This is a genomic window from Pseudomonas sp. NLJ1 (assembly GCF_049486705.1).
Classification (GTDB): Bacteria; Pseudomonadota; Gammaproteobacteria; order Pseudomonadales; family Pseudomonadaceae; genus Aquipseudomonas; species Aquipseudomonas inefficax.
Map to the genome: position 1 here is coordinate 4766102 of NZ_CP137735.1, position 18950 is coordinate 4785051.

The 18950-nt window shown below is 63.8% G+C and carries 17 protein-coding genes; 11 read left to right on the forward strand and 6 right to left on the reverse strand.

Annotated elements, in window-relative coordinates; translation table 11 throughout:
* Window positions 1-29: 29 nt before the first annotated feature.
* On the forward strand, window positions 30-1220 hold the full coding sequence (gene prpF / locus R9B85_RS21575) for a 2-methylaconitate cis-trans isomerase PrpF (protein ID WP_112252329.1): 1191 nt from the start codon (window positions 30-32) through the stop codon (window positions 1218-1220).
* A 170-nt stretch (window positions 1221-1390) separates the two neighbouring features.
* Window positions 1391-2875 (forward strand): 2-methylcitrate dehydratase, encoded by a 1485-nt coding sequence (gene prpD, locus R9B85_RS21580; protein WP_112252330.1) that lies wholly within the window; start codon window positions 1391-1393, stop codon window positions 2873-2875.
* 176 nt (window positions 2876-3051) lie between these two features.
* Here prpD and acnB read toward each other — a convergent pair whose 3' ends face one another.
* Window positions 3052-5661 (reverse strand): bifunctional aconitate hydratase 2/2-methylisocitrate dehydratase, encoded by a 2610-nt coding sequence (gene acnB, locus R9B85_RS21585; RefSeq protein WP_112252331.1) that lies wholly within the window; start codon window positions 5659-5661, stop codon window positions 3052-3054.
* Between the two features lie 406 nt (window positions 5662-6067).
* Between acnB and R9B85_RS21590 the strand changes: the two genes are divergently transcribed.
* Window positions 6068-6535: a DUF1289 domain-containing protein gene (locus R9B85_RS21590; protein ID WP_181457344.1), complete on the forward strand. Its 468-nt coding sequence runs from the start codon at window positions 6068-6070 to the stop codon at window positions 6533-6535.
* Between the two features lie 72 nt (window positions 6536-6607).
* On the forward strand, window positions 6608-7870 hold the full coding sequence (locus R9B85_RS21595) for a hypothetical protein (RefSeq protein ID WP_112252333.1): 1263 nt from the start codon (window positions 6608-6610) through the stop codon (window positions 7868-7870).
* Between the two features lie 40 nt (window positions 7871-7910).
* Here the strand turns inward: R9B85_RS21595 and queD are convergent, their stop codons facing one another.
* Entirely contained in the window at window positions 7911-8267 is a 357-nt protein-coding gene (gene queD, locus R9B85_RS21600; RefSeq protein WP_112252437.1) for a 6-carboxytetrahydropterin synthase QueD, read from the reverse strand.
* Between the two features lie 53 nt (window positions 8268-8320).
* Window positions 8321-9400 carry a patatin-like phospholipase family protein gene (locus R9B85_RS21605; protein ID WP_207877419.1) on the reverse strand — a complete coding sequence of 360 codons (1080 nt, stop codon included), beginning with the start codon at window positions 9398-9400 and terminating at the stop codon, window positions 8321-8323.
* 279 nt (window positions 9401-9679) lie between these two features.
* On the opposite strand from R9B85_RS21605, the gene R9B85_RS21610 reads away from it, so the two are divergent.
* The 5 genes from R9B85_RS21610 to R9B85_RS21630 all read left to right on the forward strand — a co-directional run bounded on the left by R9B85_RS21610 (window position 9680) and on the right by R9B85_RS21630 (window position 13786).
* Window positions 9680-9991, forward strand: a complete 312-nt coding sequence (locus R9B85_RS21610; protein ID WP_112252336.1) for a PepSY domain-containing protein — start codon at window positions 9680-9682, stop codon at window positions 9989-9991.
* A complete protein-coding gene (locus tag R9B85_RS21615; protein WP_112252337.1) occupies window positions 9991-10305 on the forward strand; it encodes a PepSY domain-containing protein in 315 nt (104 codons plus the stop codon). The genes R9B85_RS21610 and R9B85_RS21615 overlap by 1 nt, the downstream gene beginning before the upstream one ends.
* Window positions 10306-10974: a response regulator transcription factor gene (locus R9B85_RS21620; protein WP_112252338.1), complete on the forward strand. Its 669-nt coding sequence runs from the start codon at window positions 10306-10308 to the stop codon at window positions 10972-10974. It begins immediately after the preceding gene.
* The gene (locus R9B85_RS21625; protein ID WP_112252339.1) at window positions 10971-12290 is read left to right on the forward strand and encodes a sensor histidine kinase; all 1320 of its coding nucleotides are present in this window, start codon (window positions 10971-10973) and stop codon (window positions 12288-12290) included. Before R9B85_RS21620 ends, R9B85_RS21625 begins: the two co-directional genes overlap by 4 nt.
* Window positions 12291-12631: 341 nt before the next feature.
* Entirely contained in the window at window positions 12632-13786 is a 1155-nt protein-coding gene (locus tag R9B85_RS21630) for an HPP family protein (RefSeq protein WP_207877417.1), read from the forward strand.
* Here the strand turns inward: R9B85_RS21630 and R9B85_RS21635 are convergent.
* The gene (locus R9B85_RS21635; RefSeq protein WP_112252341.1) at window positions 13760-14626 is read right to left on the reverse strand and encodes a LysR family transcriptional regulator; all 867 of its coding nucleotides are present in this window, start codon (window positions 14624-14626) and stop codon (window positions 13760-13762) included. The genes R9B85_RS21630 and R9B85_RS21635 overlap by 27 nt on opposite strands.
* A gap of 180 nt (window positions 14627-14806) precedes the next feature.
* On the opposite strand from R9B85_RS21635, the gene R9B85_RS21640 reads away from it, so the two are divergent.
* Window positions 14807-16696: a propionyl-CoA synthetase gene (locus R9B85_RS21640; protein WP_207877414.1), complete on the forward strand. Its 1890-nt coding sequence runs from the start codon at window positions 14807-14809 to the stop codon at window positions 16694-16696.
* A 127-nt stretch (window positions 16697-16823) separates the two neighbouring features.
* Here the strand turns inward: R9B85_RS21640 and zapE are convergent, their stop codons facing one another.
* Window positions 16824-17894: a cell division protein ZapE gene (gene zapE / locus R9B85_RS21645; protein ID WP_423770546.1), complete on the reverse strand. Its 1071-nt coding sequence runs from the start codon at window positions 17892-17894 to the stop codon at window positions 16824-16826.
* 167 nt (window positions 17895-18061) lie between these two features.
* On the opposite strand from zapE, the gene R9B85_RS21650 reads away from it, so the two are divergent.
* On the forward strand, window positions 18062-18487 hold the full coding sequence (locus R9B85_RS21650) for a DUF1810 domain-containing protein (protein WP_112252344.1): 426 nt from the start codon (window positions 18062-18064) through the stop codon (window positions 18485-18487).
* A gap of 1 nt (window position 18488) precedes the next feature.
* Here the strand turns inward: R9B85_RS21650 and R9B85_RS21655 are convergent, their stop codons facing one another.
* Window positions 18489-18731 carry a hypothetical protein gene (locus R9B85_RS21655; protein WP_085624636.1) on the reverse strand — a complete coding sequence of 81 codons (243 nt, stop codon included), beginning with the start codon at window positions 18729-18731 and terminating at the stop codon, window positions 18489-18491.
* Window positions 18732-18950 lie beyond the last annotated feature (219 nt).

Sequence of the window (18950 nt, forward strand, 5' to 3'; positions counted from 1 at the left end):
ACAGGGGCTGTGCAAGACAGGAATTGAACATGGCACATGTACCGCAAATAAAAATCCCCGCCACCTACATCCGTGGCGGTACCAGCAAAGGCGTGTTCTTCCGCCTGCAAGACCTGCCCGAGCGGGCGCAAGTCCCTGGCCCGGCCCGTGACGCACTGCTGCTGCGGGTGATCGGCAGCCCCGACCCGTATGGCAAGCAGATCGACGGCATGGGCGGCGCCACTTCGAGCACTAGCAAGACCGTGATCCTGTCGCAAAGCATCAAGCCCGATCACGATGTCGACTACCTGTTCGGCCAGGTCAGCATCGACAAGGCCTTCGTCGACTGGAGCGGTAATTGCGGCAACCTCTCCGCCGCGGTCGGTTCGTTCGCCATCAGCAGCGGCCTGGTCGACCCCGCGCGCATTCCGCGCAACGGAATTGCCACCGTGCGCATCTGGCAGGCCAACATCGGCAAGACCATCATTGCCCATGTGCCGATCACTGAAGGTGAAGTGCAGGAAACCGGCGACTTCGAGCTGGACGGGGTGACCTTCCCGGCCGCCGAGGTGCAGTTGGAGTTTCTCGACCCGGCGGCCGACGAAGATGGCGACGGCGGGGCGATGTTCCCCACCGGTAACCTGGTCGATAACCTCGAGGTGCCGGGTGTCGGTACGTTCAAGGCGACCCTGATCAATGCCGGTATTCCGACCATCTTCGTCATTGCGGCGGATATCGGCTACACCGGCACCGAACTGCAGGATGCCATCAACGGCGACCCGCAGGCGCTGCTGCGCTTCGAGACGATTCGCGCTTATGGCGCCGTACGCATGGGCCTGATCGACAACGTCGACCAGGCTGCCGGGCGTCAGCACACGCCGAAAGTGGCTTTCGTCGCGCCGCCGAGCACCTACACTGCGTCCAGTGGCAAAGTGGTGCAGGCAGGTGATATCGACCTGCTGGTACGGGCCTTGTCGATGGGCAAGCTGCACCATGCAATGATGGGTACGGCCGCGGTGGCCATCGGTACCGCGGCGGCCATTCCGGGCACGCTGGTCAACCTCGCCGCAGGCGGGGGCGAGCGCAGCGCCGTGCGTTTCGGCCACCCCTCGGGCACCCTGCGGGTTGGGGCCGAGGCGCGTCAGGTGAATGGTGAATGGACAGTGACCAAGGCAATCATGAGCCGCAGTGCTCGCGTGCTGATGGAGGGCTGGGTTCGCGTGCCTGGCGATAGCTTCTAACGCACCACTGGCGCTCGGCTTTAGTTCGTTGGGGCCGCTTTGCGCCCCTTCGCTGGCTTGCCCGCTCCCACAGGTAATCACAGATTCCGAAGGCTGTGGTGTACTTGTGGGAGCGGGCGAGCCCGCGAAGGGCTGCACAGCAGCCCCGGCAATTCTGAAGGGAGCTGGATATGAGCGCCAACGTAGACCTCAATGCCCGCCCGGACTACGACCGGGTGCTGCAAACCCTCGCCGAATACGCCCTCACGTACCGGGTCGACTCCGCCGAAGCCCTGGATACCGCGCGCAACTGCCTGATGGACACTCTTGGCTGTGGCCTGCTGGCCCTGCGCTTCCCCGAATGCACCAAACTCCTCGGCCCCCAGGTAGAAGGCACCGTCGTGCCCAATGGCGCCCGCGTGCCCGGCACCGCCTACCGCCTCGACCCGGTCAAGGCCGCCTGGGACATCGGCTGCACGGTGCGTTGGCTGGACTACAACGATACCTGGCTGGCCGCCGAATGGGCCCACCCCTCGGACAACCTCGGCGGCATCCTGGCCGTTGCCGATCACCTGTCGCAGAAGCGCGTGGCCGCAGGTGAAGCACCACTGCTGATGCGCGATGTGCTCGAAGCCATGGTCATGGCTCATGAGATCCAGGGCGTGCTGGCGCTGGAAAACGCCTTCAACCGCGTTGGCCTCGACCACGTGATACTGGTCAAGGTGGCCTCCACTGCAGTGTGCGCCAGGCTGATGGGGGCCAACCGTGAGCAGATGCTGAGCGCCTTGTCCCACGCCTTCGTCGATGGCCAGGCGCTGCGTACCTACCGCCATGCGCCCAACGCCGGTTCGCGCAAATCGTGGGCCGCCGGTGATGCCTCCAGCCGTGGCGTGCGCCTGGCGGATATTGCCTTGCGTGGCGAGATGGGCGTGCCGGGCGTGCTTACTGCGCCGCAGTGGGGCTTCTACGATGTGCTGTTCAGCCACACCAACAAGGACCTTGCGCTCAAGCCATCCGAGCAGCAAGAGCTGCGCCTGCCGCAAGCCCTGGGTAGCTACGTGATGGAAAACGTGCTGTTCAAGGTCAGTTTCCCTGCCGAGTTCCACGCCCAGACCGCCTGCGAGGCCGCGATAACCTTGCATCCACTGGTGCGCAACCGCCTGCATGAGGTTGACCGTATCGTCATCACCACCCAGGAATCGGCGATCCGTATCATTTCCAAAAGCGGCGCGCTGGCCAACGCCGCCGACCGCGATCATTGTCTGCAATACATGGTGGCGGTACCGCTGATTTTCGGTCATCTGGTGGCCGAGCATTACGAAGACGCCTTCCATGCCAACCACCCAAGCATCGACCGCCTGCGCGAGAAGATGGAGGTGGTGGAAGACCCGCGCTTCAGCCGTGAGTACCTGGAGCCGGACAAGCGGTCAATCGCCAACGCATTGCAGGTGTTTTTCAAGGATGGCAGCAGTACCGAGCAGGTGGTGGTGGAATACCCGATCGGGCATCGCCGGCGGCGAGGGGAGGGCTTACCGTTGCTGGAGGCGAAGTTCAGGGACAACCTGGCGACGCGCTTTGCGCGGCAGCGGTGCAGGGAGATAGTGGATGTGTGCAAGGACCAGCAGAGGCTTGAGGGGATGGCGGTGCACAGGTTCGTCGACCTGTTCGTGATCTGAGATTGCCAGTGCTGGCTTCTTCGCGGCTAAAGCCGCTCCCACAAGGTCTTGCGCAGCCCTTGAAAACTGTGGGGTCCCTGTGGGAGCGGCTTTAGCCGCGAAGAGGCCGGTACAGGTTCAAACAAGAAAGCCCCGGCATCTCTGCCGGGGCTTCCTGTTACATCCTACAACTCAGCTTACGCCTGAACCACCGGGATCTTGGCGTTGGCTGCCGCTTCGCGGAACTCGGCGATCTGGTCGAAGCTCAGGTAGCGGTAAACGTCGGCAGCCATGCTGTCGATGTCCTTCGCGTACTGCATGTACTCTTCGACGGTCGGCAGCTTGCCGATGATCGAAGCGACAGCAGCCAGTTCGGCCGATGCCAGGTACACGTTGGTGGCGTCGCCCAGACGGTTCGGGAAGTTACGGGTCGAGGTGGAGACCACGGTCGAACCGGTCTGCACACGTGCCTGGTTACCCATGCACAGCGAGCAGCCTGGCATTTCCATGCGCGCGCCGGCCTTGCCGTAGATGCCGTAGTAGCCTTCTTCGGTCAGCTGGTGAGCGTCCATCTTGGTTGGCGGAGCCAGCCACAGACGGGTCGGGATACCGCCCTTGACCTTGTCCAGCAGCTTGCCGGCGGCGCGGAAGTGGCCGATGTTGGTCATGCACGAACCGATGAACACTTCGTCGATCTTCTCGCCCTGTACCGAAGACAGCAGGCGGGCATCGTCCGGGTCGTTCGGCGCGCAGAGCACAGGCTCCTTGACGTCGGCCAGGTCGATCTCGATGATTTCGGCGTATTCGGCATCGGCGTCGGCCGACAGCAGCTCAGGCTTGGCCAGCCAGGCTTCCATGGCCTGGGCGCGGCGCTCCAGGGTGCGGGCATCGCCGTAGCCTTCGCCGATCATCCAGCGCAGCAGGGTGATGTTGGACTGCAGGTACTCGGCGATGGCCTTCTCTGGCAGCTTGATGGTGCAACCGGCAGCGGAACGTTCGGCCGAGGCGTCGGACAGCTCGAAGGCTTGCTCGACAGTCAGTTCGTCCAGGCCTTCGATTTCCAGGATGCGGCCGGAGAAGGCGTTTTTCTTGCCCTTCTTCTCGACGGTCAGCAGGCCTTGCTTGATGGCGTAGTAAGGGATGGCGTGGACCAGGTCACGCAGGGTGATGCCTGGTTGCAGTTTGCCCTTGAAGCGCACCAGGATCGACTCTGGCATGTCCAGCGGCATGACGCCGGTGGCAGCGGCGAACGCTACCAGGCCAGAACCGGCCGGGAACGAGATGCCGATCGGGAAGCGGGTGTGCGAGTCGCCACCGGTGCCCACGGTGTCAGGCATCAGCATGCGGTTCAGCCAGCTGTGGATGATGCCGTCGCCCGGGCGCAGCGACACGCCGCCACGGGTGCGTATGAAGTCTGGCAGGGTGTGGTGGGTGGTGACGTCGATCGGCTTCGGATACGCCGCGGTGTGGCAGAACGACTGCATTACCAGGTCAGCGGAGAAGCCCAGGCATGCCAGGTCCTTCAGCTCGTCGCGGGTCATCGGGCCAGTGGTGTCCTGGGAACCGACAGTGGTCATCTTCGGCTCGCAGTAGGCACCTGGGCGTACGCCCTGGCCTTCAGGCAGGCCGCAAGCGCGACCAACCATTTTTTGCGCCAGGGTGAAGCCCTTGCCGGTGTCGGCAGGCTGCTCTGGTTTCTTGAACAGGTCCGATGGGCCCTGGCCCAGCTCGGCGCGGGCTTTTTCGGTCAGGCCACGGCCGACGATCAGCGGGATACGGCCGCCAGCGCGGACTTCATCCAGCAGAACTTCGGTCTTCAGGGTGAAGCTGGTAACCAGTTCGTCGCTGCCGTGACGGCGTACTTCACCTTTGTATGGGTAAACGTCGATGACGTCGCCCATCGCCAGGTTGGTGCAGTCGAATTCGATCGGCAGGGCGCCGGCGTCTTCCATGGTGTTGTAGAAGATCGGGGCGATCTTGGTGCCGAAGCAGAAGCCACCGGCGCGCTTGTTCGGTACGTACGGGATGTCGTCGCCGAAGAACCACAGCACCGAGTTGGTGGCGGATTTGCGCGAGGAACCGGTACCGACCACGTCACCGACGTAGGCAACCGGGAAGCCCTTGGCCTTGACGGCTTCGATCTGGGCCAGCGGGCCGACCGAACCAGGCTGCTGCGGCTCGATGCCGTCACGGGCCATTTTCAGCATGGCCAGGGCGTGCAGCGGGATGTCAGGGCGCGACCAGGCGTCCGGGGCAGGGGACAGGTCGTCGGTGTTGGTTTCGCCAGGCACCTTGAACACGGTGAGGGTGTACTTGTCGGCGATGGCCGGACGCGAGGTGAACCACTCGCCGGCAGCCCAGGACTCCAGCACGGCCTTGGCGTGAACGTTGCCGGCCTTGGCTTTTTCGGCCACATCGTGGAAGGCATCGAACATCAGCAGGGTGTGCTTGAGCTGTTCGGCCGCGACGGCGCCCAGTTCGGCGTCATCCAGCAGCGCGACCAGCGTTTCGATGTTGTAGCCGCCCTGCATGGTGCCCAGCAGTTCGGTGGCGTGCTTGCGGTCGATCAGAGGCGACTTGGCTTCGCCCTTGGCGACGGCGGAGAGGAAAGCGGCCTTGACGTAGGCAGCTTCGTCGACCCCTGGCGGTACGCGGTTGGTGATCAGGTCTACGAGGAAGGCTTCTTCGCCGGCCGGCGGGTTTTTCAGCAGCTCGACCAGGCCTGCAGTTTGTTCGGCGTTCAGCGGCTGGGGCACGATGCCCAGGGCGGCACGCTCTTCGATGTGTTTGCGGTAGGCTTCAAGCACAGTTATTTCCCTCATCAGTGGTCCCTAAAGGGGGTCCGGGACGCTCATCCAGCATTCGATGCACCCATGCGCTGCCACGGCTTTGTGGGCCGCCCAGCCAGAGTCGCAAAGAATCCTTACAGAAGCTGCTTTCAAAGTTTTACGCCAGCAGAACGGGGAGCTGATGAGGGCTGGCACGGGCATGCGAGGGTTGCATGGCCCGGGCCAACGCCGTTCTACCGGATGAACTGTGCTCGTGACGCTTTGAAAACAGCTTCCAACGGACATTGTTGCCTTTGAAAAGGCCGGATGATTCTACGGCAAAAAAAGCCCGAAAGTAAGGCGGCGATGATGACTTTAACGAGTGACCCTGGTTAGACAAAGGGCTAACATGAGCCCGTGTTCCACCGCCAAGCTGTTGTTTTTCATGTCCAACAAGTCCATCAAGACCCCTTGCGTCGGCCTGTGCTCCACGGTTTACGGAGACACGGTGTGCCGTGGCTGCAAGCGTTTCCACCACGAAGTGATCAACTGGAACGGCTACGACGATGCGCAGAAGCGCGCGGTGTGGCTGCGCCTGGAGCAGTTGCTGGTGCAGGTGATGATGGCCAAGCTGGAAGTGTTCGACAAAGGCTTGCTGCGCCAGCAACTGGAGCAGCGCTCCATCCGCTTTGTCGAGCAGCAGTCGGAGTATTGCTGGGCGTACCAGCTGATTGCCCGCGGGGCGCGGATGATCCGCGACCTGGAGGCCTATGGCATGGTGCTGCTGCCGGAGTTTCGCGATTGGGATTTGCCACAGCTGCGCGATGCCATCGACCGCGAGTTTTTCCTGCTGTCCGAGGCGCATTACCAGCGCTACATCGCTCCGGCGTTTCTTGGTCAGGCTCTGCTGTAAGGCCTTCCTTCTGCCTTCCATCGGCTGCGACCGATAGCGTTCGGCTCACTTCCTCCATACAAGTGAGCGATCATGAGCGACTACATTCATTATCCCGAGTTTTCCTTCCTGGCACGTTGCTGGTGGCAGTTGTCCGACTATCTGCTCAACCCGGCGCGATGGGATGATTCGCTCGACAAGCTTGCCCCTCTGTGGCTGCACACCGGCGGCGCCGCGATTCATAACGACCACTGGTACAATTACCTGCGGGCCGAGCCCGCTGGCCAGGGGCCTTTGCAACTGGGAGCCGAGGACTTTACCACCCCGGCGCACGTCTACGGCGAGCTGTTCTGGTTTGGTGCCTACGTGAAAGGTTCTGACCGGCACACTTCAACGCTCGGTTACGAAATCAGGCCGTATGACAGGGCCTGGAAGCCACTCAACCGAATCGTGCGTAGCAACCCCAGCCCGTTGTCGGGCTATGCAGGAATAAAGGATCAGGTTGAACCAGCAGCGGGCAGCGCCCGGTTGAGCTCACCGACGCATCTGTGGACGCTCGAAGGCATGAGTACCAAGGCTCTCCAGCGTGGCGCGCGTATCTGCAATGTGCTGCTGCTCGATGCTGATGGCCGGCAAGCCAGGCGCCTGGAGAACCGGGAGGCCTGGCTGATCAATACCCGGAATGGCCAGCTTGGCCTGATGGCACTGGAAATCCTCGACTTCGCGCATGAGGCCCGGGATGTAGCCTGGGGTTCGGGCTTGCGCCGAATCGCAAGCAAGTATGAATTCAAGCCCGAGTACGGCTTTATCGCACGCGCCTGGTGGCGCCCCGAGGCGTTGTCTGGCGCAGCGGACACCGCCAGCGATGAGCAGGCCGGACTGGTGGTGGCGCGATTCGATCAAGGCCACGAGTGGAACCCCAGAGCAGCGCTGGAGGTCGAGCTCGGTGATGTACTGCAGGACCATTGGCGCAGCGATGAGGCTCGCCCGGCCTGCCAGCGCTTCTGGTTTGCCGTCTATGAGGAGAATGGCGCTTACGCTTATGAAATCTGGCCACTCGATGCGCGGGGGCGACGGTTGAACTTTACCTTGAAGCACGAGCGGGGCTGGAGCCTGAGCCTCGCTCGGCGATGGGAAAAAGATCGCGCCGAGCCGGCATTCCTCTGGCGCCTGGACGGGGTAAGCCCGGCATCACTGCAACGGGGAGCTCGCATCAAAGGGGTGAAGTTGAAACATATCAGTGGCCCGGACCTGAAGATGGTCTACCCGCAGGGTCAGCGCACTCTGGACACGGTATGGCTGGGAGGGGAAGGTACTCTCGAGCTGGAAGTGCTAGAGGTGTCAGCCAGGTGCTAGCGCCTGAAAAGGGCGCTCGTGCAGCGCCCTTGGTTCGCAGTCAGTCGCCAGTGTACTCGCAGCCACTGGTGCAGGTCTCGTGGATGCGCACCTTCGACAGCTCCGGCATCAGCGGCTTGACCTGGTCCCAGATCCACTTGGCGATCACTTCGCTGGTGGGGTTTTCCAGGCCCGGGATATCGTTCAGGTAGTTGTGGTCCAGCTGCTCGTAGATTGGCTTGAAGATCGCCTTGACCTCGGCGAAATCGCGGATCCAGCCGGTATGCGGGTCGAGCGGGCCGGTCAGGTGCAAGCCGACCTTGAACGAGTGGCCGTGCAGGCGGCCGCATTTGTGCCCGGCAGGGACGTTGGGCAGGCGGTGCGCCGATTCGAATGTGAACTCTTTGAAAATTTCCACGCTGGCATGACTCTGTGTGAATCGATAATGCGCGCAGTCTACCAGCATGGCCGCTACAAGGCTTGCAGGCGTTCGTGCAACCGCCCGGTGGTGATCAGCTCCAGCAGCTCGTCACCCAGCCGCTGGCTCTCGGCAATGGCCTTGTACCAGTAGCGTTTACGGCTTGCTGCATCACCCATGAAGCGCTTGAAATCGTTGCGATCGGGCAGTTTGCCGTAGGGCAGGGCTGCCAGGTACTGCGGCGAAGGCGTCATCAACAGCACGTTCTGCAGGCGTGTGGCATCGCCCCTGCGCCAGGGCAGGGCCTTGTCGAACCAGCCTGGCACGACCTTGTCGGTGAAATGCGGGTACAGCACCAGGTCGTCGCCGCGGTAGGGCAGGTCGAGGTGGTAGTCGAGCAGGCCGCCGTCGCGGTAGGTACCCGTACCTGCGCCGGGGATGTCTTTCACACCTGCCATGACCATTGGGATGGAACCCGAGGCGAGCAGGGCATGGCGGAGGTTGGCCAGGTCCAGCGGCAGGCAGCGCGAGGGGAAGTCGGTCAGTGCATCGAGCGGCGGCGTGGCGCGGCCGTCGTGCAGGATGATGCGCTCGAAGTGCCGAGCCAGGCGCGAACGGCCGAGCAGGTTGCTGGCTATCACCGCGCCCAGGCCGAGGCCCAGGCGGCCGCGATGGTCGTGGGCGAGCTGGCCATGGCTCTTCACCACCAGGATGTTCAGGCGATAGTGCGGATTGGCCAACAGCTGGCCGTCGCGGCCTTGCAGCAGGTCATCGAGCATGTGCTGGCAGCTGCGGCTGATTTCGGCCGGGGTGACGCCCTTGGCGAAATCCTGCTCGGTGTACAGTTCGCCAAGGCGACGGATGCCTGTGACCGGGTCGTCGAGGCAGGCACTGGCGAAGCGCCAGGCGCCGATCGAGGCGCCAATCAACGCACGCTGGCGTGGTGCCGACGGTAGCCACTCACCGAACAGCGCCAGGTCCAGGCCCTGGATGCCCAGCGGCTTCGGCCCACCCGCCGCACCCGGCAGCACACCGACATCGGCTGCCTGCAGGCCGCGCTCGCGGACCTGCCGCAGGGCACGTTGGCCGGCCTTGAAGGTGAGGGCGGGGTATTTGATGTGAATGGCGCTCATGGCGGGACTCTTCGGCGGCAGGCGGTCATTATAAGGCTTCATGCGGATACCCTGTGGGAGCGGGTTCACCCGCGAAGCATGCAACGTGGTGTATGGCACCGGCTGCGCCGGTGTTCGCGGGCAAGCCCGCTCCCACAGGGACCGGGCAGGATTCAGCGATGGCGAGACAGCAGCCTGACCTGCGCTATCATGCCGCCAGTTGTTTTCAGGTTGAATTAAGGACCGGTGGTTAATCTTAACCCCGTAGACAACTTGCACAGTTCTCAGGAGAGAAGAACGATGAAACACATGACTGCCCTGTTCACCGTAGCCGCCGCCCTTGCCCTGGGCGCCCATTCCGCCATCGCCAAGGATGTGCAGCCCGACGAAGTGGTCAAGCTGGTCAATGCCAAGACCGTCAAGTCGCTGGACGAGCTCAAGGCCGCCGCCGTGGCCAAGCACCCGGGTGCCACCGTCACCGACTCGGAGCTTGAAGACGAGTACGGCCGTTATATCTACAAGGTCGAGCTGCGCGACATGCAGAACGTCGAATGGGACGTGGCGCTGGACGCCAAGACCGGTGAAGTGCTGAAGGACGAGCGGGATAACTGATGAGCCACCTACTGCGGCCGGCGCGCTACCTCGCGCTGGCGCTGCTGGCCGTGTGTTCCCTGGCCGTTGCCCGCGACCTCGATCAGGACGAGGCCCTGGAACTACGCCAGAAGGGTGTCATCCTGCCGCTCGAGCATCTGCTGGAAACCGCCCTGGGGCGTCACCCCGGGGCGCGCTTGCTGGAGGCCGAGCTGGAAGAGGACGACAATCGCTACGAATACGAAGTCGAGTTGCTGACGGCTGAAGGCGTGGTGCGCGAGATCAAGCTCGACGCCAGCAGCGGTGCCCTGCTCAAAGACGAGGAAGACGACTGAATGCGCCTGTTGCTTGTCGAGGACAATGTACCGCTGGCCGATGAACTGACCGCCGCCCTGCAGCGCCAGGGCTACGCCGTGGACTGGCTGGCCGACGGCCGCGACGCGGTGTACCAGGGCCAGAGCGAGCCCTACGACCTGATCATCCTGGACCTTGGCCTGCCGGGCCTGCCGGGCCTGGAGGTGCTGGCCCAGTGGCGTGCCGCCGGCCTGGCCACGCCGGTGTTGATCCTTACTGCCCGTGGCTCGTGGGCCGAGCGTATCGAAGGGTTGAAGGCGGGGGCCGATGACTACCTGAGCAAACCCTTCCACCCCGAAGAACTGCAGTTGCGCATCCAGGCGTTGTTGCGCCGTGCCCGTGGCCTGGCCAACCAGCCGACGCTGGAAGCGGCCGGCCTGCACCTGGACGAAAGCCGCCAGTGCGTGAGCCGTGACGGCGTGGACATCCAGCTGACCGCCGCCGAGTTCCGCCTGCTGCGCTATTTCATGCTGCATCCGCAGCAGATCCTGTCCAAGAGCCACCTGGCCGAACACCTCTACGACGGTGAAACCGAGCGCGACTCCAACGTGCTGGAAGTGCACGTCAACCACCTGCGGCGCAAGCTGGGTCGCAGCGTCATCGAGACCCGCCGCGGGCAAGGCTACATCTATGCCGGGAGCGCTGCGTGAAGTCGATCCAGGCACGCCTGAGCCTGGGCCTGGTGGCGGTGCTGGTGGTAGTCGGCCTGGTACTGGCGCAACTGACCCTGTGGTTGTTCGAGGTCGGCCTGCAGCGCTACCTGGAGAACGGCCTGCGCAAGGAAAGCGAAAACCTGCTGGTGGCCCTGGTGCGCGGGCCCTCGGGCCTGCAACTGGATGAGCGGCGTATCTCGGCCGCCTACCAGCGGCCGTTTTCCGGCTATTACTTCCGCATCGATTTCGATAAAGGCACCTGGCGTTCCCGTTCGCTGTGGGATCTGGACATGCCCAAGCCCGCTGCGCCGGGGCTTTCCGACAGCCACGAACTCGGCCCGGAAGGCCAGCAACTGCTTGCCCTGCGTGCCGACTACCGGCGCCTGGGTCAGGATATCTCGATCAGCGTGGCGCAGGATTATTCGCCAGTGCGCGAAGGTTTCCGGCGCCTGCAGCAGATCGGCCTGGGCATGGGCCTGGTGGCGCTGATCCTGGTGCTGGTGCTGCAGCGCATCACCGTGACCCGCTCGCTGCAGCCACTGGAGCGGGCACGCCAGCAGATCGCCCAGTTGCAGCAGGGCCAGCGCTCGCAGCTGGATGCCGAAGTGCCCAGCGAACTGGCGCCGCTGGTGGGGCAGATCAACCATTTGCTGAGCCATACCGAAGACAGCCTGCGCCGCTCGCGCAATGCCTTGGGCAACCTGGGCCATGCACTGAAGACGCCGTTGGCGGTGTTGCTGAGCCTGGCCTCCAGCGAGCGCCTGAAGGACCTGCCGGATGTTCGCACGCAGATGCGCGAGCAGCTGGAGCAGATTCAGCAACGCTTGGCGCGTGAGCTGAACCGTGCGCGCCTGGCGGGGGATGCGCTGCCGGGCGCGCAGTTCGACTGCGACGTCGAACTGCCGGGGTTGCTGGGGACATTGGGCATGATTCATGGCGAGGGCCTGCTGCTGGCCAGGGATGTACCGCCCGGGCTGCTGCTGCCGTGGGACCGCGAGGACTTCCTGGAGCTGCTCGGCAACTTGCTGGACAACGCCTGCAAGTGGGCCGACAGCGAAGTGCGGCTGGGTATCGCGGCGAATGCCGAGGGCTACCAGGTGTGGGTCGATGATGATGGCCCCGGTATCCCCGAGGGCCAGCGGCAGCAAGTGCTTGAGCGTGGTTCGCGGTTGGACGAGCAGGTGTCAGGGCATGGCCTGGGGCTGGGCATCGTGCGCGATATCGTCGAGGCCTGGGGCGGGCGCCTGGCGCTGCTGGATAGCCCCCTGGGTGGCTTGCGGGTGAGCATTGACCTGCCGCGCAAGGCTCGGTAATACCGGGTCCCTGTGGGAGCGGGTTTACCCGCGAACACCGGCGAAGCCGGTGCCATGCACCGTGTCGCATTCTTCGCGGGTGAACCCGCTCTCACAAGTTGCGCGGCGCGCTTGAGGAATTTGCTGGCCATATCACCACTGCAAAAAAATTGCAGTACAGCCGCATTTTTTTGAATTGGCCCAATCTCACCCCACCCGGCAAAATTCCCCCACGAAACCCTGCGGTTTCCATCTCTCCATGGACGGAGCCCCTTGTGATATTGCACTCGCAATACGAGGCCCAGGCCACCTCGGCTGGGCTTTCTTTTTAATCAAGAAAACCAAAGATCTCGATTACTTACATGTCTGCCTCGCGTTCCGAAAGTCGTCTGCAGCGGCTGTTGCCAGCGCCTTTGAATATTCCCCCCAAAGAATGGTTGCGTGCCGGTATCGGCGCGTTGTTCGGCCTGTTCCTCGCCGGCTGGCTGACCAGCATGGCCTATGGCCCCAGTATTGCCTTGCACCTGCTCGGCCCGCTTGCGGCATCGGCCGTGCTGGTGTTCGCCGTGCACTCCGGCCCGTTGGCCCAGCCTTGGCCGGTGTTGGGCAGCTATGCCCTGGCCGGTGCGGTCGGCCTGGCCATGCGCCAGGGCTTCGGCCCGGAGCTGTGGGTGGCCGCTGCCGCTCTGGGTATCTCGATCCTGGTGATGTGCCTGCTGCGCTGCCTGCACCCACCCGGTGGCGGAGTGGCAGTAAGCGCAGTACTGGCCGACCCGGGGCTGAGCGCCATGGGCGACCACCTGCTGGAGCCGGTGCTGCTCAACGCGCTGATTCTGGTAACTGTGGCGATCTTCTACAACCGCCTCACCGGCGTGCGTTACCCGAAAGGCGCAGTGCCGCGCAAGGACCTGCACCACACCCATGACCCGCTGCCCAGCGAACGGGTCGGCATTCGCGCAGAAGACCTGGATCAGGCCCTGGAGGAACTGGGCGAGTTCGTCGACGTCACCCGTGACGAACTGGAGCGCATCATCCTGGCCACCGAGCAACACGCCCTGCAGCGCAGCCTCGGCGGCATCACCGCGGCCTCGGTCATGTCCCGCGACGTGCAGTTCGCCACGCCCGACACCACCCTGGAGCAGGCCTGGAAACTGCTGGCCAGCCACCACCTGAAAACCCTGCCGGTGCTGCAGCAGGGCAAGCTGGTGGGCATCGTCAGCCTCAGCGACCTGGTCGGCCCGGCCATGCAGCGTGGTCACTTCAGTTGGCGCGGCTTGTTCGGCCGCAAGGCGGTGCGCATGGAGCAGGTGATGAGCCGCCGGGTGATCAGCGTCAGCAGCCAGCACCCGCTGGAGCGCTTGCTGCCATTGCTGTGCGAACAAGGCCTGCATTGCCTGCCAGTGCTCGATGGCGACCAGTTGGTGGGGGTGATCACCCAGACCGACCTGATCGCCGGCCTCAAGCGCCAGCTGCTCAGCAAGGCCGAGGCTTCAGATAACCGGGTCCCAGCGTTGTGACCAGTCGCTGGCGCCGGCGGCCACCAGCCGGCGCAGGATGGCAAAAGCCTGTTGCAGGGCTTCGCTGTCGCGTTTGCGCGGGTACACCAGGAAGGTCGGGTAGGTGAACTCCGGCGCCTGCGGTACCCGCTCGAACACACCGCTGTCCAGATAGGCCTGCACCACCCGCGTGCGGAAGTAGCCACTGCCGCCCTGGTCGAGTATGAACTGCAAGGCCAGCGGGCCAAGGTTGAAGCTGAGCGCCGGGCGCGCGCAGTCGGGCAGGGCAGCATCATGCTGGCGCCGGAAGGCCTCGCCCCAGTCGATGTAGATGTACGGGTCTGGCTGGTCGACCCGGCGCACACGGATCAGCTTCTCCTCCATCAACTGCTCCACCTGCAGGCCCGGGCCATAGGTAGGCTGATAGACCAGCGCGGCATCCAGCAGCCCCATCTCGACCTTGCGCAGCAGCGATTCGCCATCGCTCACCTCGCTGCGGATGGCATGGCTGGGCAGCTCGCGGTGCAGGGCGCTGACCCAGTCGAGCATCATCGGGTTGCCCAGGCTTACTTCACCACCCACGTGCAGCACCTGCTGGCAGCCTTCGGGCAGCGGCAGGTCGCGGCGCGCCGCTTCCCAGGTTTGCACCAGCTGGTTGGCATAACTGACGAACGCTTCGCCGTCGCTGGTCAGGCTGGCACCGTTGCGGCTGCGCACGAACAGTTGGCAGCCCAGTTGCTGCTCCAGGCGCTGCACCCGCGCGGTGATCGCTGTCTGTGACACGAACAGGCGTTCGGCGGCGGCGACCAGGCTGCCGCAACGCACGATTTCCAGAAAGGTACGGGCCTGATCGATGTCCATGAGCTGCTCGGTGGCGGAAGGGGTGGCCTATTCTAGAGGCTTTGCACCGTTGTGGGGCGTTTTTGCCTTGTCTGCAAATTTGCAGGTCGGTTGTGACTTTAGTCCCATGGCGGCGCGGGCGTAGCGGTCCATACTCAAGTTTCGCCCTTCAATAACAACAAGTACCGGGTTCCCTTCGATATGAGCTACCAGCACAGCTACGCCCATTCCATTTCCGACCCTGCCGCTTTCTGGGCGGAACAGGCCGCGCACCTGGCCTGGCACCGCAAGCCTGCCCTCACCCTGCAAGACAACGCCGACGGCACCCACCGCTGGTTCGCCGATGGCCGCCTGAACAGCTGCTACCTGGCCCTCGATCACCAGATCGAGCAGGGCCGTGGCGAGCAGTTGGCGCTGATCTACGATTCGCCGGTGACCGGCGTGCAGCAGGCCTACACCTACCACCAATTGCGTGACGAGGTGGCGCGCCTGGCCGGCTTGCTGCGCCAGCTGGGGGTGAACAAGGGCGATGGCGTGATCATCTACATGCCCATGGTGCCGCAGGCGGCCATGGCCATGCTGGCCTGCGCACGGATTGGCGCGGTGCACTCGGTGGTGTTTGGTGGTTTTGCCGCCAACGAGCTGGCCCTGCGCATCGACGATGCCCGGCCGACGCTGCTGCTGACGGCATCGTGCGGGCTGGAATTCGACCGGGTGATCGAATACAAGCCGCTGGTAGACCGCGCCCTGCAACTGGCCCGGCACCAGCCGCGCAACGTGCTGGTGCTGCAGCGCCAGCAGGCGCATGCCGAACTGCAGGCGGGCCGCGACCTGGACTGGCAGGCAGCATTGACCGGCGCCGAACCGGTGGCCCCGGTCGAGCTGGATGCGGGCGACCCGCTGTACATCATGTACACCTCGGGCACCACCGGCAAACCCAAGGGCATCGTGCGGGAAAACGGCGGCAACGCCGTGGCGCTGTGCTATGCCATGCGCCATATCTACGGCATGCAGGCTGGCGATGTATGGTGGGGCATTTCCGATGTGGGCTGGGTGGTTGGCCATTCACTGATCGTTTACGGGCCGTTGATGAGCGGCTGCACCACGGTGTTCTACGAAGGCAAGCCGATCCGCACCCCGGACGCCTCCGCCTACTGGCGGGTAGTGGAGCAATACAAGGTCAACGCGCTGTTCTGTGCACCCACTGCCATGCGTGCCATCCGCAAGGAAGACCCGGAGGGCGAGCTGATCCGCAAGCATGACCTGAGCTCGTTGCGCCAGTTGTTCCTGGCCGGGGAAAAACTTGATTCCAGCACCCACGAATGGCTGGAACGGGTCAGTGGCAAGCCGGTGCACGACCACTGGTGGCAGACCGAGACTGGCTGGCCAGTCACCGCGCCCTGTGTGGGGCTGGAAGGCAGCGCGGCGAAGCCGGGGTCGAGCAACCGGGCGGTGCCGGGCTATCACGTGCGCGTGCTGGATGACGAGGGCAACCTGCTGGGGCCGAACCACCAGGGCTCGATCGTCATCGCCCTGCCATTGCCGCCCGGGTGCAGCCAGACGCTGTGGGGCGACCACGAGCGTTACCTGCAGGCTTACCTGCGTACTTACCCGGGGTATTACCACACTGGCGATGGCGGCTACCTCGACGATGACGGCTTCGTCTACATCATGGGGCGCACCGATGACGTCATCAACGTGTCCGGGCACCGGCTGTCCACTGGCGAGATGGAGGACCTGGTGGCGCGCCACCCGGCAGTGGCCGAGTGCGCGGTGATTGGCGTGCATGACGAGATCAAGGGGCAGGTGCCGTTGGCCCTGGTGGTGCTCAAGGACGGCGAGGGCATTGCCGAGGCTCAGCTGCTGGTGGAGCTGGTGGGCAGCGTGCGTGAGGAAATTGGTCCGTTGGCCTGCTTCAACCGGGTGCGTCTGGTCAAGCGCTTGCCCAAGACCCGCTCGGGGAAGATTCTGCGGGCGGTGCTGCGCAAGATTGCCGATGGGCAGGACTATGTGCCGCCTTCGACCCTGGACGACCCTGCGGTGCTGGGCGAGATCGAGGCGGTGCTGGCGGATTTGCCCAGGGCGGGTTGATGTTTTGACTTTGCTGGCCTCTTCGCGGGCATGCCCGCTCCCACAGGGATGTCGCAGGACTTGAAAACTGCGCAGCATCTGTGGGAGCGGGTTTACCCGCGAAGAGGCCGGCCCAGGCAATGCAGTTCTAGGGGGCTATCTGATGCAACTGCCCCAACCGGCTACGGGTACGCATCAGGTCGGCAAGCGGCCCGTCCAGGCTTTCTTCCAGCGGACGCTTGCCGATCACCAGTACCTGCCGGTCCTGGTCATACAGTACATCCACCAGGTTGACGAAGCGCTGCTGCGCTGCCAGCGAACACTCCGACAAGTCATCCAGCCCATCGATGATCCACTCATCGTACTGCCCGGCCAGTACCAGGTAGTCGATCACTGCCGTGGCCTTTTCACACAGGTCGTCAAAGCCCAGCACCACCCGCCGGCCATCGACGGCCAGTGCGCGCAGCGGGCGCTTGTTCACTTCCAGCATCACCGGCTGTTCATCCGGCACCTTGAGCGCCTGGCGCTGCGCCGTATTCCCCGGCCATACATAGTGGCCCCGGGTAAAGCGCTGATGCTCGCGGTTGGCCGGGAGGCTGCGGAAATCGGTGTCACCACCCACTTCGAGCACTGTCATCGAGCTGTTGATCAGGCGGATCACCGGCAGGAAGCGCTCGTGGTACAGCGGATTGGGCAGCAGCCCTTCGGGCGCATAGTTGGAGGTCACCAGCAAGAACACGCCACGGGCGAACAGAGCATTGAACAAGCGGGTGAGCAACATGGCATCACCAATGTCGTGCACATGGAACTCGTCGAAGCACAGCACCCGACAATCTCCCACAAGCTCGTCGAGGGCCGCGCCCAATGCGTCGTCCAGCGCCCGGTGGCGGTGCATGCCCTGGTGCAGGCGGGCAAAGAAGTCATGGAAGTGCAGGCGCCGCTTGGCCTGCACCGGTACGGCCTGGAAAAAGCCATCGAGCAGCCAGCTCTTGCCGCGGCCCACCGCGCCGTACAGGTACAGACTGCGCGGCTGGCCTTGTTCGAGCTGCGCCAGTTGTTCGGCCATGCAGTGGATCACCCGGCGTTGGCCGTCGCTAAGCTGGTAGCCGCGGCTGTGCGCCTTGTCCTCGAACCAGCCGAGCAGTTCACTCTGGTTGGCGGTGGCGCCGAGCAGGCGCTGACCAAGCTGGCGTAGCGGGATAGGGATCCAGGCAGGCAAAAGCAAAGCTCCTCGGGTGGCGGGGTAGTGTGACGGGGTAGCGTGCAGCTTGCCCGACAGCGGCCATTTTGACTAATACAGAAAATGTGCGGCATTGATCACCTGACGAGATAGGTTTGCCATGCAGGCGTACAGTAAAGGCTGAACCAGAGCGAGGAGGGGCGAGCATGCATGCCGACGTCGATCTGCAGCGCTTCGTCGAGGCGCAGAACCCTGTGTATGACCAGGTGATGCAGGAACTGCAGGCCGGGCGCAAGCGCAGCCACTGGATGTGGTACGTTTTCCCGCAGCTCGATGGCCTGGGCCACAGCACCATGGCCGCACGCTATGCGCTGGCCGGTATCGACGAGGCCCGTGCCTACCTGGCTCATCCGCTGCTTGGCCCGCGCCTGCAAGCCTGTGTGACTGCGCTGCTGCAGCACCGCGACAAGAGCGCCCGTGAAATGCTCGGCAGCCCCGACCACCTCAAGCTGCGCTCGTGCCTGACCCTGTTCGCCCAGGCAGCGCCCGGCAACCCGTTGTTCCAGGCGGCGCTGGTGCAGTTCTATGACGGTGAGCCAGACGCCCTGACCCTGGCCAGGTTGCCGGGTTAGCTCAGGCCTTGCGCTCCAGTTGGCGCTCGATCATGTACTTCACGGCCAGGCGGCGTTCCTTGAGGTGACGCAGGTCTTCGTCCTCGAAATTGCCAGCCGAGATCGACTCGGCAGCAAGCACCTGGTTGTCGATGTCCATGTACTCGTCGAGCAGCCGGTCCAGCGCCTTGTCCTGCTGGCGGCGTTGCTGGACGATTTCACGCGGGTAGTGCAGGTCCTGGTAAAGATCGTGCGAAACAGGCATGGGAGTCCTCCATGGTCAATGCAATTGCCTCATCTGATTGGAAGGGAGGAATGCGATTGTGTTGAAGCGAGGCGGGGGGAAAGCGACGGATGGTCGCCGCCTGAAAGGCGAAAATGACTAACTCGCTGTTTTTTGGTAATTTTTTTTCATCAGGGGGTTCACAGACCGAAAGTTTGTTGTTAAAGTGCCGCGCATTCCAAGACAACAACCCAGTTGTCA